Source organism: Pelagibius sp., from assembly GCF_965227505.1.
Taxonomy (GTDB): Bacteria; Pseudomonadota; Alphaproteobacteria; order Kiloniellales; family Kiloniellaceae; genus Pelagibius.
In genome coordinates this window covers 5020438-5039470 of record NZ_OZ245757.1, presented here as the reverse complement: position 1 = coordinate 5039470, position 19033 = coordinate 5020438, and the positions used below count along the sequence as shown (strand labels likewise).

Genomic DNA, 19033 nt, shown 5'->3' with positions numbered 1-19033 from the left:
TTCAAGGGGTTTAGCCCTCCCTGCCCTGGTCAGCAGTGCTCAGCGGTTGGATGGACGCGCTGCTTGATGAACGATAGCCGCGCCCGCGCCGTGGCCTCAATGACGGCTAAGCAGTCGACACGCGGGCCGCTTTCATCGTCACAGGCCACCACGTCGTTCAGGAGCACACGGCCTGGGCGATCGCACGGCAGGTTCCAGATATCAAAGACCTTGAGGCTGGTCTTGACGGCTATATCCGGGTCGAATAGCGCCCGAAGGCCGACTCTGGGTTCGGCACCGCGGCAGGGTGTCCGGCATTGTCCGAAGCCGGTGTCGTCAGGCCTGGCTGCTTCGATCGCCGCAACGCAGATGCACAAGACTGGCCGCGAAGCGGCGGCGCAAGGCGGGAATGCGGGACAGCGTTCGATAAAGACGGGTCCGCTGCGGAAAGGGATCGGCATAGCTCTGCACGGAGAGGACCTCGAGTCCGGGAATCCGCCGGATGAAGGCCGGAAGGTCGTCGATCGAAATGCCCCAAGGCATGGGCGGCGCCGTGTAGCGCCTTGTCACCTTGAGGCCCCGCAGTGTCTTGCGCGAGAAAACCGGCGGGATGGCATCGAAGAAGATCTGCGCAGCGGGAAAGGCCTCGGCGATCCGGCGGAGCAACGCGGCCACCTCGGCCTCCTCGAAGTACATGAGAAGGCCCGCCGCGGTGATGAAAGGAGGCGCTTTCCTCGGCACCGCATCCATCCACGACGGATCCAGGGCGGAGGATTCGAGCAAAGCGCCGCGCGGATGCTCCGGCAGCAGTTGCCGGCGCACGGCCATCGCCTCCGGCAGGTCGACGCTGACCCAGCGCACGCGACCGTCGTCAACGCGCCAGAGCTGGGTCTCCAGGCCCTCCCCCAAGGCAACGACAACAGGATCTTCGGTGACGGACTTCAGGTAGGCGCGGACCAGGTCGTCGCTGTAACGGGACCGAACCGGGTGAAAAACGGAGGGCCTGCCGAAGCGGCCCGCGAAGTCGTAGTCGATCCGCGCCACCAGATCGGCCGCCATCGGGTCCTCGATCAAGCGATCGGCGCGGCGCATCTCGCAGGCGCGGTTCCACAACGTCCAAAGCATGGTTTCCGGGACGCCGGAAAGATCGACGGCATGTGCCTCTGTCGGAGCAGACGTCTGATGCAGGGCCTGGTTCTGCGTCATGGCCGTCCCGCCTCCATGACATCGGCAATGGCCTGAAGCCATTGCGGTGTGCGCCGAGGTCCGCAACCGGCACAGGGTGCCGGCGCGGCCCATTTCGTATCTGCGCTGCCCTGATCTCCAGCGACGTTAAGCACTAGCGTCATACTCACGAAGCCCTCCTCCGTGCCGATACTGGACCAGCCGCAAAAGGCCAGGATGGCCAGTCCCCGAAACTTCGTCAATGCAAATGCGACGCATTCGCGATATACTGTGCCCTTGTTGTCGGCTCCACCGAGCATGGATCAGCACCATCGCGACCCTAGCCAGATACCTGATCGCGACCACCCTCGCGTGTTCCTTCACAGCGGCGGTCTCGGCTAAGCCCGTGGAATCGATCCTCACGGCGCCGGGCCCGGAGGGTCCGCTGGAAGGAACCCTGCTGAAACCCGCAGCGAGTGCAGGCCAGGTGGTGCTCATCATCCCCGGCTCCGGGCCGACCGACCGCGACGGAAACAGCCCCTACGGCGTCCGGGCCGCCACCTATCGCCTTCTGGCCGATGGGTTGGCGGCGGCCGGAATCACAAGTCTGCGCATCGACAAACGCGGCATGTTCGCCAGCCGGGCGGCGCTCGCGGACCCGAACGCCGTGACTGTTGCCGACTACGCCGACGATGTTCGGGCCTGGGCAGCGGTTCTGCGGGAAGAGACCGGGGCGGCCTGCACGTGGCTGCTGGGCCACAGCGAAGGCGGACTGATCGCCCTGGCAGCGGCGGAGCAGAACGCTGACGACTTCTGCGGCCTGATCCTCGTGGCGACGCTCGGACGGCCCTTTGCAGAGGTTCTGAAAGAGCAGCTGATGGCCAACCCGGACAACGCCGCCGTCCTGGACGAAGCGCTGCAGGCGGTCGACCAACTGCAGGCAGGCCGGCGCGTCGACACGCGGACCATGGACCCCGCCCTCCTGCCCCTGTTCCACCCTTCGGTCCAGGGCTACCTGATGGATCTCTTCGCCTACGATCCCGCCGCGCTGTTGAAGCAATACAGCGGCCCCGTCCTCATCCTGCAGGGCAAGCGCGATATCCAAGTAAGCGAAGCGGACGCCCGGCGGCTCGGCACCAGCGCTCCCGCCGCCACTCTCAATCTGCTTGCTGACACCAACCACGTCCTCAAGAAAGTGCACAGCCGCGACCGCGCCGCCAACCAAGCCGCCTACACCGACCCGAACCTACCGCTGGCGTCGGAAGTCTTGGACAGCATCACCTACTTCCTGAGGACCCAGAGCGGAAACTGATAAGTATCAGCTTTGCTTCACAGCCCGGTTAGGGAGGATGACCAGTATCGCTATCATCGTGGGCGCAAGCGCGTTCCTGATCCTCCGCCGCACCTGCCGACGGTAAGGACTTCGATCTCGAAGCGTAGCGACCAGCCTTACGGGCGACGATCCGGATGGTTGAGGCAACCTTTTCTGCGGACGGCAGGAAAGTCGTTCTTGATGAGAAGGCGGCGTGTTCGATAGAGGTGGTCGCGGGTGCAGGATTGGCTGCTTCGCAGTCTTTGTTCGCCTTTGGCTCACTTCGACCTTGTTCGCGCTTACGCGGCCCCATCAGGGAAGCGCACGACTGCGCATGAAGTTGCCTTCCGAGAGTTCAATCCATCCGCGGATCTGGGCACGGGCGGTGACAAAACTGTCAAACACCCGTCGGTGCTCCGCCGGCGCTTCGTCTCGTGCTGCCGAGAGAATGTCGCTCGCCACCCCGCCAATCCGGGTCAGAACGTCGTCCGGAACGGTGCCAATCATGACGTTGTGCTGCTCCTTGAGAACCTGCAGCGCCGCGATGTTGCTGGCATGCACCCGTGTCAGGTTTGCAACGTGTTCGGCCTGAGCAGCAAACGGCATCCCGCAGGCGAGCGCGAAGCTGTAAAGCATGGCTGCCGCGACGACTTGACCGAAAACCATTGACGCTCAGCGCCTGCACGGGCATGGAGATCACGTGATCTGTTGGGAAGGTCGGTTGAGCCAACCGTCCGACCCGAAGGTCGGGCCAGAGCAGGATCCATGTTATGCAGTCATATGATCTACCCGCGGCCGTTCCCGTCGCCTTCGGCCTTGGTCGTCTGAATGACCTGGGCAAGCTCGCTGCCGAGCGGCTCGGCCCTGAGCAGCGCTTGCTGCTGGTCGCCGATCCCTTCGCCGTCAGCTCCGGCTTGGCGGAGCGCCTGATTCAAGGCTTGGAAGCGGCCGGCCATAAGGCAGCACTCTTCAGCGACATCGCCAGCGATCCGCGCGAGGGGCACATTGATGCCTGTGCCGAGGCGGCGCGAGGTTTCGGCGCCAGTGCCATCATCGCGCTTGGCGGCGGCTCGGCCATGGACGTCGGCAAGCTGGCGGCCGCTATCGTCGGCGCCGAGGAGGGCTCGGCCGCCTATGCTTTGGCCATAAAGCCCTTCCCCGGCAACGGTCTGCCGGTCATCGCGATCCCGACGACTTCGGGCACCGGGGCGGAAATGACTGCGGTCTCGGTCTTTTCGCTCGCCGACGGCACCAAAGTCTGGGCCTGGGGACTGGAGCTCTTTCCCAGACTTGCGCTTCTCGATGCGGAGATCACGGCCAGCCTGCCGGCCACTCTGACGGCTGCGACCGGCGTCGACGCTCTGGTCCATGCCATCGAGTCGATGACCAACTGCAAGGCACACCCCCTGAACGATCCTCCGGCGATGCGGGCCATTGGCCTGATCCGGCGCTGGCTGCCACGGGTGGTGGCGGACGGTAGCGATCTCGAAGCCCGAGGCCAGGTGCAGATCGCGGCCTGCCTTGCCGGTGCGGCAATCGCGGTCAATGGCTGTGCGGTGGCGCATGGCCTGGGGCATGCCTTGGGCACAGTGGGGCATGTGCATCACGGTCGCGCCGTCGGTCTCTCGCTGCGCGTCGCCTTGGCCGGCAATGTGGCGGCAACGCCGGAGCGTCATGCGCTGGTGGCCGAAGCCTTCGGTATCGAGCGTCAGGGGCGCAGCGATGCGACCCTGGCGGCAGCTCTGCCCGAGGTCTATGACGCCTTCCTGCGAGAGGTCGGCTTGGAGATCAGCCTGGCCGGTGACGGCCTGAGCGGCGTCGACGAGGAGCGCCTGGCCGCGGCCTGCGACACGCCGGAGAATCGCCCCATGTTCGAGATCACCTGCCGTGACTTCGACCGTGCCGAGGTGGAGCGCCTCTGCCGCGAACTGCTGACGGCGGCCTAGCAGGACACCGCCACCGCGTTGGCAAACGGGATGAAGCGGCATCGGTCTCAGATTTGCCCGCCGTGTTCTGTGTGTTATCGGTGCAGAGGCGCCCCACCCCAGTACGATTGTGCAGGGCTCAGTCCTCTAAAGGGGGAAACCAGGTGAGTGAGGAATGATGCAACGAGATGAGAACGCGTCCATCCAGCTTGTGATAGGCGAAGGTATAGTCGGCGCGGGTCGCATTGCCGTCCCCGTCAATGAAGGTGTAGTGCCCCATGTCCTTATAGCCGAGTCCTCCGGCCTTTAGGATCGGACCGGCAGCGCTCTGAAAATCCACTCGCTTCCAACCTCGATTGAGAAAGCCATGGTCGTGGGGATAGTTCGGATCGCCGCCCACAAAGTAGGACCGCGCTCCAGCGCGATCGAGCCGAATGACGTCCGCCAAAGTCGGCTTGAAAAGGAGCGGCTCGTCCGGTGCGCCGAAGTCGTAGAGGTCCAAGAGTTTGTCGACGTCGCGCTCAGTGACGTATTTGGCCCAAGCACGCTGCGCGGCGACGACTTCAGCCTTGGTCATAGGTTCAAAAATACGCTCGGAAATCTATCAGACTCCTCGTTGGTTGGCTGTTCGCAACGGTATTGGAAGCGTTCGACTTAGTACAGAGCCAGATCATGCCGCCGGGCGGCGCCACGTCCGCTGTCCGGGCCGAAGTGGACGGAATGGCCCGCTCGTCCGAGAGTTAAAGGTGCCCGCCACGGACAGCGGCTCCGAAATGCCGGTTGACTCGATAAGACGGTCGTAGAAACGGCCGTCCTACCTCAAAGCTGCGTCGGATTCGGCGCGTCACCGTAGACGTCCTTCGGATCAAAGGACTTCTGTGACTCCGTGAACACGAGTCGGGCAGGTCCATCAGCTGGGCCGCCGAGTTCAACCGAACGATAGAAGCAGGAACGGAATCCGACGTGACAACTGGCGCCCGAACCAGCCACCCGGACGCGCAGCCAGACGGCATCCTGGTCGTCGTCGATACGCATCTCGACAACCTCTTGGACGAGGCCGCTGGTCGAGCCCTTGCGCCAGAGGCATCGGCGGCTTCGGCTCCAGTAGTGCGCTTCGCCAGTCGCGATCGTTTTCTGTAGAGCCTCGCCATTCATGTAGCCCAACATCAGCACTTCGCCCGTGTGGGCGTCGGTCGTGATGCAGGGGATCAGTCCGCCGGCGTCGAACTTGGGCGCCAGGGCGAGGCCTTCTTCGACCTGTTCGACCGTCATCCGGGCGGCGAAGGCGGCGGCGGTTTCCGGAACAGACTTGTCAGATGCCATTTGAGCCGCTCCTGGGGCTTCCGATCATCGCCAGAAACTCCCGGCGGGTCGCCGGGTCATTGCGAAAGGAACCGAGCAACCGGCTGGTTACCATGCTGACCCCTGGCTTGCGGACACCGCGCGTGGTCATGCACTGATGCGCCGCCTCGATGACGACGCCGACACCACGCGGATTGAGCACCTCCTGGATGGTGTCCGCGATCTGCGCGGTCAGCACCTCTTGGATCTGCAGCCGCTTGGCGAACACTTCCACGAGGCGCGCCAGCTTGGAAATCCCGACGACGCGGCCTGTCGGCAGGTAACCGACATGCGCCTTACCCAGGATGGGAACGATGTGATGCTCGCAGTGTGATTCGAGGCGGATGTCGCGCAAGACGATCATCTCGTCGTAGGCGGCAGTCTCCTCGAACGTCGTCTCAAGCAGCGCGACCGGGTCTTCGTTGTATCCGGCGAAGAACTCCTCATAGGCCCGCACCACGCGCTCGGGCGTCCCGATGAGGCCTTCGCGGTCGGGGTCGTCGCCAGCCCATTCGATGAGTGTCCGCACCGCCGCTTCCGCCTCTGTCTGGCTGGGCCGCTGGCGCCGGCCCGAGTTGGTGAGTACTGATTCTGCAGGCCGGCCACCGACCATTGCTGTGTCCATGTCGAACCCTCTCCTGCGGCCACGCCAAGCGTTCAGAAGCAATTGGCTGTTGTAATCAAAGATCAGAACGTTATAACATTACATTTCTTGAAAGCAAGACGGGATAAGGCCATGGCGCTCCCGACCATCCAGCCCCAGCCCTGCACCGATTCCAGCTGCCGCGGGCGGCATGCGCCGGCTGAGCGGGTTGCGCTGGCAGAGGCCCTCTGCGGCGCGCGCGGCGTGCGGCTAACGCCACTCAGGCGGCAGATCCTGGAGCTGCTCTGGGAGAGTGCTCGCCCGGCGGGCGCTTACGAGCTGATCGAAGCGCTGAAGCTCAGGGACTCCCGCCCGGTCGGGCCGCCCACCGTCTACCGGGCGCTTGAGTTCCTGATGTCCCAAGGACTCGTCTCGAAGATCGAAAGCCGCAACGCTTACGTCCCCTGCGCGCATCCGGAGCGCCGGCATGACTGTCTGTTCTTTATCTGCAGCAACTGCGGGGCATCGATCGAGTTGGAGGACCAGCGGCTTGAGCGCCTTATCTGCGAGGATGCCGCCCTTATCGGGTTCCGCGCAACACGGCGCGTGATCGAGGTCGAGGGCACCTGCACGCATTGCATCGCGGCCGGCGCTGCCTGAACAAGAGAAGAGAGTGTACCATGGAAAGCTGGGATTCAACCGCGTCCCATCAACGCCTACCAGTTTCTCTGCTGACCGGCTTTCTGGGCAGCGGCAAGACGACGCTGCTGAACCATCTTGTGCAACAGCCTGAACTGGCGAAAACCCTCGTCATCATCAACGAGTTCGGCGAGACCGGCCTCGATCACGAACTCGTCGAGCGGTCGAGCGAAGACATGGTGTTGCTGCAGAGCGGCTGCCTCTGCTGCACGATCCGCAGCGATCTGATCGACACGATGCGCAGCCTTTTCCTGCGCCGCGTAAGAGGAGAAATCCCCGAATTCGACCGAGTGGTCATCGAGACGACGGGGCTCGCCGATCCGGCGCCCATCTTGCACACTCTCATGACCGACCCGCTGATCGCCGCCCGCTATCGCCTCGATGGTGTTATCACAACGATCGACGCAGCGAACGGTCAGCAAACGCTCGACCGGCAGGTCGAATCCGTAAAGCAAGCGGCTGTGGCCGATCGGCTGTTGCTGACGAAGACCGATCTTGTCGAACCCGATGCCGTCGCTGCGCTGATCCAACGTTTGAGTGCGCTAAACCCGGGCGCGCCGGTCATCCGCACGATCAACGGCACGGTCGATCCCGCAAAGCTGCTGGATGCCGGACTGTACAATCCGAAAACCAAGAGCCTCGATGTTCGGCGCTGGCTGAACGCCGAAGCCTTCAGCAACACCAACCACCATCACCATGAGGCACATCATGAGCCGCATCACGATCACGGGCATGGTGTCCATCATGGCACTGACAGTCACGATCACCATCACGACGTAAACCGGCACGACGATCACATCAAAGCCGTATGCCTGACACTGGACGACCCGATCCCCGGGGATTCCTTTGATCGCTGGCTTGAAGCCCTCTTGCTGCTTAAGGGCCCGGACGTCCTTCGCGTCAAAGGAATCGTCAATATCCAGGGCCTGAAAGGCCCTTTCGTGGTCCATGGCGTACAGCACATTTTTCACCCGCCGGTCATGCTCAAGAAGTGGCCGGGTAAGGACAGGCGCACCCGCATCGTCTTTATCACCCGCGATCTCGATGAGACGGCATTGCGGAACACGCTGAAGATATTCACGACCGGGCCGGAAAGCGTGGAACAGCCGGTGCAACTGTTTGGTCCAGAAGACAGTACGCAAACCAGCATGGCTCAGTTCGAGGACAGGAAGTGAGATGCCCCTCGTTCTGACCAACTCTCTAACACACCAGAAGGAGATCTTCGTTCCGGTTATCTGGTTCGGCGAGCATCTTTCGTCGCATCCGGCAAAGAGTCTCTCACTCCTGCTCGCGCGCATTCGCGCACGCGCGATGGCACATGTCCCAGGCAACCTTGCTGGGGGAAGCGTATGATGGATCTCGATCTGTACAACAAGCAGATCCTGCAGCTTGCCGCGTCGATACCCCGAGTTGGCAGGCTGGCGGCTCCCGATGCATCAGCAACCGCGCATAGCCGGCTTTGCGGCAGTCGGATCACCATCGACCTCAAGCTCAATAATGATGCCATCACCGACTATGCCCAAGAGCTTAGAGCCTGTGTCATCGGGCAAGCCGTCGCCTCCGTCGTTGCCCGGGTCGTCGTTGGCCTGACCATCGACGAGGTGGACGAGGGCGCAGGGGTTCTGCGCGCCGTTCTCCGGGAAAAGACGCTCCCACCACCAGGGCCTTGGGCGGGGCTCGAGCCGTTCCTGCCGGTGGCGGACTTCGGAAGCCGCCACAGTTCGGCGTTGCTTCCCTTCGAGGCGCTGCAGCACGCGATTGCGGAGGTGAGCCCGAAGCGCGCAGGGCAGCGACCCGCGATCGTGAGTATCGAACAGGACAGTCTAACATGACTCAACTCCCGTCCTCGAGCCTGATCGGGCTGATCCGTCTCCGTCGGGATCTGTCGCCGCCGCTCCTTGGCCGAAGCTGCCGCTTCACGCCGCGTTGCTCGGCCGGTACCTTGACGTTCTCCGAAGGCATTGTGCGCACCAACAACTCCAGCGGCCAGGGATACAAAGGCCTGCAATCGGCGCTCTGGCGATGTGCAATGCAAAGGGTGACGGCCGTTCAACCCCCTACTGTCTTCTCGATCCCTTGAGGTCACTGTCATGATACAGATTGTCGTGAAAGGCGGCGTTCAGAGCCATCACAAGCCCGTTCGTGGCACAGAGATCGCAGCCCGCTTAGGCGGCACGATCGCTGATAGGGCACTGGCTCTGAGAATCAATGGCGTCTTGCGCGATCTCAACTCGCTGATCGACGACGATGCCGACGTCGAGATCGTGATCGACGAACAGCCCGAAGCGCTCGAGCTGCTGAGGCATGACGCAGCGCATGTCATGGCCCAAGCTGTCAAGGAGCTTTATCCGGAGACCCAGGTCACCATCGGCCCGACGATTGAAAACGGGTTCTACTACGACTTCGCCCGCGAGACATCGTTCACGCCAGAAGACCTCGGGCAGATCGAGGAACGCATGCGGGAGATCGTCGCGCGAGATGAGGTGATCGAGCGCGAGCTGTGGGAGCGCGATGACGCAATCCGCTACTTCGAATCCAAGGGCGAGCACTACAAGGCCGAGATAATTGCCGACATACCGGCAACCGAGACACTGAGCGTCTATCGCCAAGGCGAGTTCTGCGACCTCTGCCGCGGTCCACACCTGCCTTCGACAGGCAAGCTCGGTACCGCCTTCAAGCTTCTGAAGGTTGCCGGCGCTTATTGGCGCGGCGACCATCGCAATCCGATGCTGCAGCGGATCTATGGTACCGCATGGCGCGACCAGACCGAGCTTGATGCGTACCTTCGGCAGCTTGAAGAGTCCGAGAAGCGCGACCACCGAAAGCTCGGCCGCGAAATGGACCTGTTTCATTTCCAGGAGAAGGCGCCGGGCGCCGTCTTCTGGCACCCGAGGGGCTGGACACTGTTCCAGACCCTCATCGACTACATGCGCCAGCGTCAGACCAGGGCCGGCTACGTCGAGATCAACACGCCGGATATCATGGAGCGGAGCCTGTGGGAGCAGTCGGGCCATTGGGACAAGTTTGGCGAAAACATGTTCACTACCGAGGCAAGGGAGGAACGTGTCTTTGCCCTGAAGCCGATGAATTGCCCCGGCGGGGTCCAGGTCTACAAACAGGGGATCAAGAGTTACCGCGATCTACCCCTGCGCATTGCCGAGTTCGGCAAGGTTCACCGGTTCGAGCCATCGGGCGCCCTGCATGGGCTCATGCGCCTGCGCGCCTTCACTCAGGATGATGCTCACATCTTCTGCACAGAAGAGCAGATCACCCAGGAATGCCGAATCGTTTGCCAGCTCATCCTGAGCATCTACCGCGATTTCGGTTTCAAAGATGTGCGAGTCAAGTTCTCGGACCGACCTCAGAAGCGCATAGGCTCGGATGCGATCTGGGACAAGTCCGAGGCAGCCTTGCAGGCAGCGGTCGAAGCGGCCGGCCTTGCCTACACCACCAATCCCGGCGAGGGCGCATTCTACGGACCAAAGCTGGAGTTCGTTCTGTGGGACGCCATCGGCCGCGACTGGCAGTGCGGCACGCTGCAGGTCGACCTCAATCTGCCTGAACGGCTTGGCGCCTTCTACGTTGGCGCCGATGGCGAGAAGCACACCCCGGTGATGCTGCACCGGGCACTCTTCGGCTCGCTGGAGCGGTTCACGGGCATGCTTCTTGAGCATCATGCGGGCAAGCTTCCGCTCTGGCTGGCGCCGGTCCAAGCCGTCGTCGCGACGATTACCTCCGACAGCGACTCTTATGCCAGCGAGGTGGCCGCCCAATTCACGTCTCTTGGCCTCCGGATCGAGACCGATCTGAGGAACGAGAAGATCGGCTACAAGATCCGCGAGCACAGCCTGGCCAAAATCCCGGTGCTCCTGATCGTGGGCAAACGCGAGGCAAAAGAAGGCAGCGTCTCGTTCCGCCGAATTGGCCGCAACGACACCGAAACCCTCTCGTTACGCGAAGCCATGGTTCGGCTCGAAACCGAGGCACTTCGCAGTACAAATCCGCCCGTGAACCTTCCGCCGGTTGGAGGTCGGAGCGAAGACAAGGAGCAGCTTGTAGAAGCTGCGGCAAGGTGACCATGGCGCAGTCTCTGAAGACTTACGAAGACTGGAAGCATTGCATCACTGTGCTGTGCGGCATCCCGCTCACTGGACCCTATATCGAGCAGAGGCTCACCGCTTTGCGTGACCCGGCGAACAACACGACGCAGAGGTTTGTAGCAATGTGGGGTGAACAACATCGTCTGCGCGTTGTTGGCTGGTTTGAGCAGGCGCAGCAGGAGGAGGCTGGAACGAATACCGGTTCTGAGCCGTCAGGACGAACAAGCTGATGCGAGCCTTCGATTCCACCAATATTCCAGTCATCGTCAATGCCGTCGAGCAGGTTCTCGGTGTCGGGCACCCCATCGCCCGCACCGTTCAAGCCGCGGCTGCCGATCCCGATCTGGTGCGGGAAGCGTGGAACGCCATTGAATCTCTCCCGGTCGAGCAACGTCGTGCCATCGCCGGCATACTGGCCAGCACAATGATGCCTGGTCTTTGAAGACAACGAGGAGACCGCGGTGCCGCTATTCGACCATGAACAAACACGCGATCTGGTGGGTGATCAGGCCTCCGCCGACTACGAACTCGATCTGCGCGGCGTGACTGCGGCGCACGCTCGTATCGCCATCGAGCGGATGCTCGAACGCCGACGCTTCGTTGAGGCTACGACCGTGGTGATCCGCATCGATCCGGCAACGCCGACAAGCGGCGAAACGCTATTTCTGCCGGTTGGTCGGCAATTGCTGGAAGCCCGCCGTCGCAAGCTCGTCCGCCGCTTTGCGCCACTGCCAGAAGGTGATGGTGGGGGTTTTCACGTCGAATTACCGGACAATCCAGCCCGTTCGGGCGATTCGGAATGATACTCGCGCTGAAGACGACGCCTGCAACGCGGACCCACCTGTGGACGCGTCGTATCGACGGAACACGCCAGCTCTGGCGGGTGGCAGCGGAATGAACAGGATGCTCACCCTGAAGAGCTACGAGGACCGGAAGCACTGCATCACTGTGCTTTGCGGCATTCCGCTCACCCGGACCTATGTCGAACAACGTCTCGCGGCGCTTCGCGACCCTGCTGACCACAGCACGCAGAGGTTCATTGCGACCTGGGGTGAAGCCCATCTTGCACGTGTAACCGGCTGGTTCGAGCAGGCTCAGCGTGGACTGCGATACTCCTCAAACAGCCCGGTCGCCATCACTATAGTCTGATCTGGTCGACCGCATTACGAATGGCCCGGTGGCAATCGGTCATGCGCAGTCCTCATCTCAATCGAATTCGCTCTTCGGCCGGCACCCCGGCTTCTGGTTTGATGAACTTAGCTACACCTTGATCCCTTGTGGCACCTATGCGGTACCCGGACGCAGAAAACCCGCCTGGTAACAGCCAGGCTGCAGTGTGCATTGTATTTGTTGATCCGGCCAAGTGCTCCTTCGACGAACTTCAGCCCGGTTCGACCCGGAAAGCGCCCAACCCCTCCACGGCTTGCCCTGACCAAAAGAGCGCGTCAGCCTGCAAGGTCGGGCGTGACGGGCACCCGCCCGCAACGTGGGCACCGCATTCAACCAGGACCGGCGGATCCTCACCGGAAGAACCCGCATCAAGAAGTTGAGCAAAAAAAGTCGGAATTCGGCTTTTCGACTGGCCCAACTTCTGAGACGTTACGTTATAACACCACGTGGAGAATCATCATGTTGCGATCCCTGGCCGTAGCCGCGCTCGCGGCGCTCACCTTGCCTTTCGCGCAGCCAAGCGCGGCGCAGGAGGGCAGTTTGACCATCGCCTACCATTCCGGGCCGGCGAACGAGGCGCCCGACCCGCGGGCGCGGCAATACGGCTGGCTCTCCAACCAGTCTGGCGTCACCGAGACGCTGATGGGGCTCGACCGCGGCTTGCAGCTCTATCCGCGCCTGGCGGCGAGCATCGAGCAGGCGGACCCTACGACGTGGCGCGTCATACTGCGCGAAGGCATTACCTTCCATGACGGCAGCCCCGTCACGGCGCAATCGGTCATCGACAGCCTGACGCCCATCGCGGAAGAGGGGCATCCAGCACACAACCTGCGGCTCGTCGGCCTGCTCGACCTTGCCGGAATGGAGACGGACGGCGAGCTGGTCGTTGTCTTCCGGACCAACAGCCCGAATGCAGCCTTCCCCTGGACGCTGTCCGAGCCCGGCGTTGCCATTCTCGGGGAGGCCTCCGAGGACTTCCCGATCAACGCCACCGGGCCTTTCATCTTTCGAGAGGCGATCCCGGACCAGCTCTACCGGGTCGAGGCGAACCCGAACTACCGCGATGGAGCACCGGCCCTGGCAGAGGTCCGCGTCGTCAAGGCGGCCGATCCCGCCGCCGCCGCGCTGGCCTTCGAGGCGGGCGAGGTCGACCTGGTCATCAACTACCCTGAGACCGATTACGAACGCATCCTGTCCACCGGCGCCCAGGGCTTTGCCGCGCCCACGACGCGCCTGTTCTTCTATGGGCTGAACGCGTCCAACGGCCCGCTGGAGAACCCGCTTATCCGCCGCGCCGTCTCTCTGGCCATCGACCGTCAGGGCATCGTCGATGCGGCGCTTTCGGGCGTCGGAGGGGTGCCGGCCGGTGCGATCTTTCCGCAGGTGATGGGCTGGGCCGCCGATATCGCGCCCGTCTACGATCCAGCGGAGGCCGAGCGCCTTCTCGCAGAGGCGGGCGCCGTCAAGGAGGGCGGCCGCTGGATGCTGGACGGGGAGCCCCTGACCATCGACATCGTCACCTATGCCTCCCGTGCCGCCCTGCCGCCGACCGCGGAACTGACGCAGGCCTATCTCGAGGCCATCGGCGTGGCGGCCACGGTCTCGATCGGCGAGTTCGGGGCCAACAACGACGCGATCAAGAACGGCACAGCCGACATGCACCTGCAGGCCTGGGGGACGGCGCCCCAAGGGGATCCGAGCTATTTCCCGGAAACGCTGCTCGCCGGACCCGGCTTTAAGGTCGGGGGGAATGTCGGTGGATACGCCAATCCGGAGCTCGATGCACTGCTGGCCAAAGGACGCCAGACCTTCGATGAGGCCGAACGCCGCGCGACCTACGCCCGCGTGCAGGAGATCATCGCGGCAGAAGCGGCGCTGATCCCGGTTTTCCACGCCAGCGCGGTCACCGTCGGGCGCGCCGGACTCAACAACTTCGCTGTGCACCCGGCAGAGACCTACTGGATCGACACGCAGGTCAGCCTCTCGGAATGAGCCTCCGCGTCAAGGGCCTGTCCGCCGAACGGGCGGGCCGTACCATCCTTCATCAGACCGATCTGACCATCGGGGGCGGCGAGCGCATCGCGCTCGTCGGTCCGTCCGGGTCGGGCAAGTCGACTTTGGGCCATGCGCTCACGGACCGTCTCGGCGGCCAGAGCGGAGTCGTGGCCCTTGTGCCGCAAAGCCCCGACGAGGCTCTGGACCCGCTCAGAACGCTGAGCTTTCACTGGCGCGAGGCCGAACGGGCGCTCGGACTTCCCGCTGATTCGGAGCGTCAGTTGGAGCTGCTCTCGGCGCTCGGCCTTTCGAACGCCGCGTTGAAGACCAGGCCCTGGGGCTGGAGCCGCGGGATGCAACAGCGCTTCGTCATCGCCATGGCCCTCCTTGGGGCGCCGAAGCTCTTGATTCTCGATGAACCGACCTCGGCACTGGACCCGGTGATCGCCGCGGCGACCATGGAGCTTGTCGATCGCCACCTTGCGGCCAGCAGCACGGCGTTGCTGCTGATCACCCATGATCTCGGGCTGGCGGCGAAGCGGGCAGAGCGTATCTGGGTGCTGGAGGCAGGGCGCATCGTCGAGGACGCGCCGACTGCGAAGCTGATTGCCCAGCCTGCGTCGTCTGCTGCACAGGCGCTCGTCGCCCATCGCAACTGGGCGGTCTTGCCGTGTTGAGGGTCGAGGCGTTGAGCGTGGTGCGCGGTGGAAGGCGCGTTCTCGACAGCGTGGACCTGGCCCTTGCGCCCGGTCGAACGCTGGCCGTGATCGGCGAAAGCGGTGCTGGGAAGTCGACGCTCATCGGCGCGATCCTCGGCCTTCTGCGTCCTCAGTCCGGACGTGTCGCCTGGAACGGCGAGGACTTGCGCGCCGTGAATCCATCCCTCGTCATGCAGGAACCGCGCGCGGCCTTCAATCCAGCCCTGAGCCTGCGGCGGTCGGTCATGGAGCCGGTCAAGGCGCGCAGGCTCACGCTGCCCGAAGGCCGGCTTGACCGCCTCTGCACCGGACTGGAACTCGACCCCGACCTGCTCGACCGCAGGCCGCATGAGGTCTCCATCGGCCAGGCGCAGCGCCTCGGCATCCTGCGGGCGCTGATCGCCGGATCGCCGCTGGTCCTCTTCGACGAGCCACTCTCCGCGCTCGATGCCGTGACCCAGAAACACACGGCCAACCTGATCGCCGCCCTTCAGAGCGAAGAAGGCTTCGCCGGCCTCGTGGTCACCCATGATCTCGGCTATGCAGCCGCCCACGCCGATGAGGTGGTGATCCTGCGCGACGGGCGCATCGCGGAAGCGGCGTCGGCCGAGACCTTCTTCCGCGCGCCCCAGAGCGATTACGGCTGCGCGCTCTGCGAGGCCGCGCTCGCCCTTGGCGCGTTGGAGCGGGCGGCATGACGGCGTTCGCCGAGGTCGTCCTCCGTGCGGTTGTGGTACTGGCGGGGACCGCACTCGCCACCTTCGCGCTCCTGTGGCACGCCCCAGGGGATCCGGCAGCCGCGATCGCCGTGACGCGTTTCGACTCCGTCGTGTCCGAGGAGGTCGTTGCGCAGATCCGGGCCGAGGCGGGCCTCGATGCGGGCTTCTGGCCCGCTTTCGGGCACTGGATCACGCCGATCCTTGCCGGTGATCTCGGGAACTCGTCCGTCAGCGGGCGGCCGATCTGGCCCGAGCTGCGGGACGCCATCGCCCTGACCGTGCCACTGGCTCTCGCCGGCCTTGCCATCGGTCTCGCCGTGTCGGTGCCGCTTGCCATCTTCGCCACGCGCCGCCCCGGCGGCTGGCTCGACCGCGGCGCTGTCGCGGTGGCCTCGCTCGGTGCGGCAATGCCCGCCTACTGGCTGGGGCTTCTCCTGATCCTGCTCTTTGCGGTGCACCTGGGTTGGCTGCCTGCGATGGGAGCGCGGACGCCCGCGCACATGATCCTCCCCGCCCTGACGCTCGGCCTCGGCGTGGCGGCGTCGCTAACGCGCATTCTGCGCTCCGGCCTGCTCGAGGCACGGGGGCAACCCTTCCTGCCGGCGCTCGCCCGCCGCGGTGTGCCGCGAGGCCGGATCGGGCGCGACCACGTCGCCCCGCACGCCGCGATCCCCGTCGTTACGGTGCTGGGGCTGGAGTTGGCCTTCCTGCTCGAAGGCGCAGTGATCGTCGAGGTGATCTTCGCCCGGCCGGGGCTCGGGAGCTTTCTGGTGCAGGCCATCACCGCGCGGGACTTCCCGAAAATCCAGGCGGTCGTGATCCTGACCGCGCTTCTGTTCGTGACGGTCAACCTGCTAATCGATCTGGCCTATCGGCTGATCGATCCCAGGACCGGAGACCGCGATGCGTAGTGTCGTCATCCTGACCGTCATTCTGGGGCTGCTGGCGGTATTCGGGCCGGCGCTCGCGCCGCACGCCCCGAACGCCATCGACATCCCGAACCGACTTGCGCCGCCCGGCGATCCATACCCGCTCGGCACCGATGCGATGGGGCGCTGCGTGCTCTCACGCCTGCTGCATGGGGCAAGCTGGTCGCTCGGGCTGGCGTTCCTCGTCTCGGTGATCGGACTGATCGTCGGCAGCGTGATCGGGCTCGTCGCCGCGATGGGCGGGCGCCTCGTCGATTGGATCGTCATGCGGGCGACCGACAGCTTCCTTGCCTTTCCCGACCTCGTCGCTGCGGTGGTGATCGCCGGTGTTCTCGGCGCAGGCACCGGCAGCCTGGTTTTCGCGCTGACCGTCACCGGATGGATGCGCTATGCCCGCGTCGCGCGCGGCATCGGGCTGTCGCTCGGGAACCGCGGCCATGTGATCCAGGCCCGCCTGGCCGGTCTGTCGCCAGCCGCCATCGCGCGCTGGCATTACCTTCCGGCGCTGGCCCCCTCTCTCGTGGTGGTCTGGACCGGCATGTTCGCCCGCGCGATCCTCGGCATCTCGGCGCTCGGGTTCCTCGGCTTCGGGGTGCAGCCACCGACGCCGGAATGGGGCACGATGCTGCTCGACGCGCGCGTGCACATGCGGTCGACCCCGCTTCTGATGATCTGGCCGGGGCTGGCCATCGTGGCGACGGTCCTGGCCATCAACCTCACCGGCGACGCACTGCGCGACAGCCTCGCGCCTCAGGAGCGCCCGGCGTGACTCTCGCGACACCGCATCCGGCTGAACGGCCCGCACTCGGGATCGCGCTGCGCATCCTGTCGGGCCTTCTCTTCGCGGCGATGGTCGTCTGTATCAAGGCGGTCAGCCTCGACGTTCCCCTCGGGCAGGTCGTCTTCTTTCGCTCCTTTTTCGCACTCATCCCGCTCGTCATTTTCCTGTGGCTCCGGAAGGAGTTTCCGGGTGGATTGAAGACAAAAAGGCCTTTCGGTCATCTGGCTCGCTCGGGGTTCGGCGCACTCGCCATGTTCGCGTCGTTTGCTTCCATCGCGCGTCTTCCTGTGGCCGAAGCGTCGCTCATCGGCCACCTTACTCCTGTCTTCACGGCGCTCGCCGCAGCGATACTGCTGTCCGAACGCCTGACGCTCTGGCGCATCGGGGGAGTGGCCCTGGGCCTCGCCGGGGTCCTTGTCCTCGTCTGGCCCGAGCTTGGACAGGGCGAGACCGACGAGACCGACATGCGCAGGCTCGCAGGCTACGGCTATGGCCTCGCAATGGCGGTGCTGACCGCCTTCGCGCTCATCATGGTGCGGTCGCTCAACCGCACCGAAAGCCCCGGCGCCATCGCATTTTACTTCGTCGTCGTGTCCATGCTTGGCGGCATCGCCACGCTGCCCTGGGGCTGGGAGGTGCCAGACGGCACGACGCTCGCCTTGCTGGTCCTCTCGGGCCTGTTCGGCGGCATGGCGCATATCGCCATGACCCTGGCCTTCCGCAACGCCGAAGCCTCGCGCCTCGCGCCCTTTGAGTACATTGCCCTGATCTGGCCGGTCCTCGCCGACCTGCTGATTTTCCGTCTCGCCATTGCGCCCGCCTTCGTGCTGGCTCTGCCGCTGGTGCTCGCCGGGGCCGCCCTTGCGGCGATGGAGGGCTTGCCACGACGAAAGAAAGCCGCATGACGCTCCGGAACTTCGACCTGAAGGAACAGGTGCGGGCCTACTGGACGGCCCAGGTCGAAGGCTTCGACACCTCACCCGGCCACCGCATCGATGGCCTGGTTAGCTCCAGCCCCATGAGCGAATCCAAGACCTCATCTCCAGCAACCAATGAAAACCCGGCGCGGGACTGTGCTGGATTGGTTTCGTTGTCAGGATCCTCCTACGCCAGGGCTTCGGAGGACAGGATTAGACCCTTGCGCAGACTGCGCTCCGGCTGTTCGCCGGTGCTCGCCCTTCGAGCTAAAAGCGCTCCCCCGGAGCGCTTTCTTTACGCTCTCAGCCTTCAAGTTATGAGGGGGCTCATAGCCCATCGGAGATCACCGGTCCAAAACCCCATCTCCAGCAACCAACGAAAAACCCGGTGCGAGGCCGGGTGTTTTGTTGGTTGCGGGGGAGCGCAACCGTCGATATCAGCAGGGCCTTTTCCAAGCAGCGGCATAGAGAGCCAGGCTGATTCAAGAGATGCCTTCAACGGCGGCCTTCGGCTTTGGCGCAGTCGTTCGTGCGTCGCGCAGCGAATGGCCGGATAGAGCCCAAACCTACCACGTGCAGCAAATTCAGCGAATGTCGGCTTCGCCAAACACTTAGTCGGTAAGCGCATCAAAACGATCAGCCACCGGAGCAGGCCCCTAACAGGCACCACCGGTACCGCACCAGAGCGCCTTTACCTGATACCCGTATTGCAGTCATTTGC

Annotated in this window: 21 protein-coding genes; 16 read left to right on the top strand and 5 right to left on the bottom strand. The window is 64.1% G+C overall.

Going from position 1 to position 19033, the window contains the following annotated elements; translation table 11 throughout:
* Window positions 1–315 precede the first annotated feature (315 nt).
* On the bottom strand, window positions 316–1185 hold the full coding sequence (locus ACO06P_RS23570; RefSeq protein WP_420347656.1) for a class I SAM-dependent methyltransferase: 870 nt from the start codon (window positions 1183–1185) through the stop codon (window positions 316–318).
* A gap of 364 nt (window positions 1186–1549) precedes the next feature.
* On the opposite strand from ACO06P_RS23570, the gene ACO06P_RS23565 reads away from it, so the two are divergent.
* A complete protein-coding gene (locus tag ACO06P_RS23565) occupies window positions 1550–2455 on the top strand; it encodes an alpha/beta hydrolase (protein WP_420347655.1) in 906 nt (301 codons plus the stop codon).
* A gap of 312 nt (window positions 2456–2767) precedes the next feature.
* On the opposite strand, the gene ACO06P_RS23560 is transcribed toward ACO06P_RS23565, so the two are convergent.
* A complete protein-coding gene (locus tag ACO06P_RS23560; protein ID WP_420347654.1) occupies window positions 2768–3121 on the bottom strand; it encodes a hypothetical protein in 354 nt (117 codons plus the stop codon).
* Between the two features lie 104 nt (window positions 3122–3225).
* Between ACO06P_RS23560 and ACO06P_RS23555 the strand changes: the two genes are divergently transcribed.
* Window positions 3226–4401, top strand: a complete 1176-nt coding sequence (locus ACO06P_RS23555) for an iron-containing alcohol dehydrogenase (protein WP_420347653.1) — start codon at window positions 3226–3228, stop codon at window positions 4399–4401.
* A gap of 118 nt (window positions 4402–4519) precedes the next feature.
* Here the strand turns inward: ACO06P_RS23555 and ACO06P_RS23550 are convergent, their stop codons facing one another.
* The 3 genes from ACO06P_RS23550 to folE all read right to left on the bottom strand — a co-directional run bounded on the left by ACO06P_RS23550 (window position 4520) and on the right by folE (window position 6334).
* Window positions 4520–4957: a hypothetical protein gene (locus tag ACO06P_RS23550; protein ID WP_420347652.1), complete on the bottom strand. Its 438-nt coding sequence runs from the start codon at window positions 4955–4957 to the stop codon at window positions 4520–4522.
* A gap of 242 nt (window positions 4958–5199) precedes the next feature.
* Complete coding sequence (hisI, locus tag ACO06P_RS23545) at window positions 5200–5703, bottom strand: phosphoribosyl-AMP cyclohydrolase (RefSeq protein WP_420347651.1); 504 nt, start codon at window positions 5701–5703, stop codon at window positions 5200–5202.
* Complete coding sequence (gene folE, locus ACO06P_RS23540) at window positions 5693–6334, bottom strand: GTP cyclohydrolase I FolE (RefSeq protein ID WP_420349673.1); 642 nt, start codon at window positions 6332–6334, stop codon at window positions 5693–5695. Before folE ends, hisI begins: the two co-directional genes overlap by 11 nt.
* 123 nt (window positions 6335–6457) lie before the next feature.
* Between folE and ACO06P_RS23535 the strand changes: the two genes are divergently transcribed.
* From ACO06P_RS23535 to ACO06P_RS23470, 14 genes are all read left to right on the top strand, one after another.
* Window positions 6458–6964 carry a Fur family transcriptional regulator gene (locus ACO06P_RS23535; RefSeq protein ID WP_420347650.1) on the top strand — a complete coding sequence of 169 codons (507 nt, stop codon included), beginning with the start codon at window positions 6458–6460 and terminating at the stop codon, window positions 6962–6964.
* Window positions 6965–6984: 20 nt separating this feature from the next.
* Entirely contained in the window at window positions 6985–8178 is a 1194-nt protein-coding gene (locus tag ACO06P_RS23530) for a CobW family GTP-binding protein (protein WP_420347649.1), read from the top strand.
* 174 nt (window positions 8179–8352) lie between these two features.
* Window positions 8353–8835 carry an iron-sulfur cluster assembly scaffold protein gene (locus tag ACO06P_RS23525; protein ID WP_420347648.1) on the top strand — a complete coding sequence of 161 codons (483 nt, stop codon included), beginning with the start codon at window positions 8353–8355 and terminating at the stop codon, window positions 8833–8835.
* A 258-nt stretch (window positions 8836–9093) separates the two neighbouring features.
* Window positions 9094–11079 carry a threonine--tRNA ligase gene (thrS, locus tag ACO06P_RS23520; protein WP_420347647.1) on the top strand — a complete coding sequence of 662 codons (1986 nt, stop codon included), beginning with the start codon at window positions 9094–9096 and terminating at the stop codon, window positions 11077–11079.
* Between the two features lie 2 nt (window positions 11080–11081).
* Entirely contained in the window at window positions 11082–11333 is a 252-nt protein-coding gene (locus ACO06P_RS23515; protein ID WP_420347646.1) for a hypothetical protein, read from the top strand.
* Complete coding sequence (locus ACO06P_RS23510; RefSeq protein ID WP_420347645.1) at window positions 11333–11545, top strand: hypothetical protein; 213 nt, start codon at window positions 11333–11335, stop codon at window positions 11543–11545. Before ACO06P_RS23515 ends, ACO06P_RS23510 begins: the two co-directional genes overlap by 1 nt.
* A 19-nt stretch (window positions 11546–11564) precedes the next feature.
* Window positions 11565–11906 (top strand): hypothetical protein, encoded by a 342-nt coding sequence (locus tag ACO06P_RS23505; protein WP_420347644.1) that lies wholly within the window; start codon window positions 11565–11567, stop codon window positions 11904–11906.
* Window positions 11907–12006: 100 nt separating this feature from the next.
* Complete coding sequence (locus ACO06P_RS23500; protein ID WP_420347643.1) at window positions 12007–12252, top strand: hypothetical protein; 246 nt, start codon at window positions 12007–12009, stop codon at window positions 12250–12252.
* Window positions 12253–12732: 480 nt separating this feature from the next.
* Entirely contained in the window at window positions 12733–14265 is a 1533-nt protein-coding gene (locus ACO06P_RS23495; RefSeq protein WP_420347642.1) for an ABC transporter substrate-binding protein, read from the top strand.
* Window positions 14262–14945: an ATP-binding cassette domain-containing protein gene (locus ACO06P_RS23490; RefSeq protein WP_420347641.1), complete on the top strand. Its 684-nt coding sequence runs from the start codon at window positions 14262–14264 to the stop codon at window positions 14943–14945. Before ACO06P_RS23495 ends, ACO06P_RS23490 begins: the two co-directional genes overlap by 4 nt.
* Window positions 14939–15664 carry an ABC transporter ATP-binding protein gene (locus ACO06P_RS23485; protein ID WP_420347640.1) on the top strand — a complete coding sequence of 242 codons (726 nt, stop codon included), beginning with the start codon at window positions 14939–14941 and terminating at the stop codon, window positions 15662–15664. Before ACO06P_RS23490 ends, ACO06P_RS23485 begins: the two co-directional genes overlap by 7 nt.
* Window positions 15661–16596: an ABC transporter permease gene (locus tag ACO06P_RS23480; protein ID WP_420347639.1), complete on the top strand. Its 936-nt coding sequence runs from the start codon at window positions 15661–15663 to the stop codon at window positions 16594–16596. The genes ACO06P_RS23485 and ACO06P_RS23480 overlap by 4 nt, the downstream gene beginning before the upstream one ends.
* A complete protein-coding gene (locus ACO06P_RS23475; protein ID WP_420347638.1) occupies window positions 16589–17383 on the top strand; it encodes an ABC transporter permease in 795 nt (264 codons plus the stop codon). Before ACO06P_RS23480 ends, ACO06P_RS23475 begins: the two co-directional genes overlap by 8 nt.
* Complete coding sequence (locus ACO06P_RS23470; protein ID WP_420347637.1) at window positions 17380–18300, top strand: DMT family transporter; 921 nt, start codon at window positions 17380–17382, stop codon at window positions 18298–18300. The genes ACO06P_RS23475 and ACO06P_RS23470 overlap by 4 nt, the downstream gene beginning before the upstream one ends.
* Window positions 18301–19033: the final 733 nt, after the last annotated feature.

Coding starts and splice junctions, on each gene's coding strand:
- ACO06P_RS23475 (WP_420347638.1), top strand. CDS start 16,589: ATGCGTAGTGTCGTCATCCTGACCGTCATTCTGGGGCTGCTGGCGGTA.
- ACO06P_RS23490 (WP_420347641.1), top strand. CDS start 14,262: ATGAGCCTCCGCGTCAAGGGCCTGTCCGCCGAACGGGCGGGCCGTACC.
- ACO06P_RS23560 (WP_420347654.1), bottom strand. CDS start 3,121: ATGGTTTTCGGTCAAGTCGTCGCGGCAGCCATGCTTTACAGCTTCGCG.
- ACO06P_RS23555 (WP_420347653.1), top strand. CDS start 3,226: ATGCAGTCATATGATCTACCCGCGGCCGTTCCCGTCGCCTTCGGCCTT.
- hisI (WP_420347651.1), bottom strand. CDS start 5,703: ATGGCATCTGACAAGTCTGTTCCGGAAACCGCCGCCGCCTTCGCCGCC.
- ACO06P_RS23535 (WP_420347650.1), top strand. CDS start 6,458: ATGGCGCTCCCGACCATCCAGCCCCAGCCCTGCACCGATTCCAGCTGC.
- ACO06P_RS23495 (WP_420347642.1), top strand. CDS start 12,733: ATGTTGCGATCCCTGGCCGTAGCCGCGCTCGCGGCGCTCACCTTGCCT.
- ACO06P_RS23550 (WP_420347652.1), bottom strand. CDS start 4,957: ATGACCAAGGCTGAAGTCGTCGCCGCGCAGCGTGCTTGGGCCAAATAC.
- ACO06P_RS23530 (WP_420347649.1), top strand. CDS start 6,985: ATGGAAAGCTGGGATTCAACCGCGTCCCATCAACGCCTACCAGTTTCT.
- folE (WP_420349673.1), bottom strand. CDS start 6,334: ATGGTCGGTGGCCGGCCTGCAGAATCAGTACTCACCAACTCGGGCCGG.
- ACO06P_RS23570 (WP_420347656.1), bottom strand. CDS start 1,185: ATGACGCAGAACCAGGCCCTGCATCAGACGTCTGCTCCGACAGAGGCA.
- ACO06P_RS23500 (WP_420347643.1), top strand. CDS start 12,007: ATGCTCACCCTGAAGAGCTACGAGGACCGGAAGCACTGCATCACTGTG.
- ACO06P_RS23510 (WP_420347645.1), top strand. CDS start 11,333: ATGCGAGCCTTCGATTCCACCAATATTCCAGTCATCGTCAATGCCGTC.
- ACO06P_RS23515 (WP_420347646.1), top strand. CDS start 11,082: ATGGCGCAGTCTCTGAAGACTTACGAAGACTGGAAGCATTGCATCACT.
- ACO06P_RS23525 (WP_420347648.1), top strand. CDS start 8,353: ATGATGGATCTCGATCTGTACAACAAGCAGATCCTGCAGCTTGCCGCG.
- thrS (WP_420347647.1), top strand. CDS start 9,094: ATGATACAGATTGTCGTGAAAGGCGGCGTTCAGAGCCATCACAAGCCC.
- ACO06P_RS23480 (WP_420347639.1), top strand. CDS start 15,661: ATGACGGCGTTCGCCGAGGTCGTCCTCCGTGCGGTTGTGGTACTGGCG.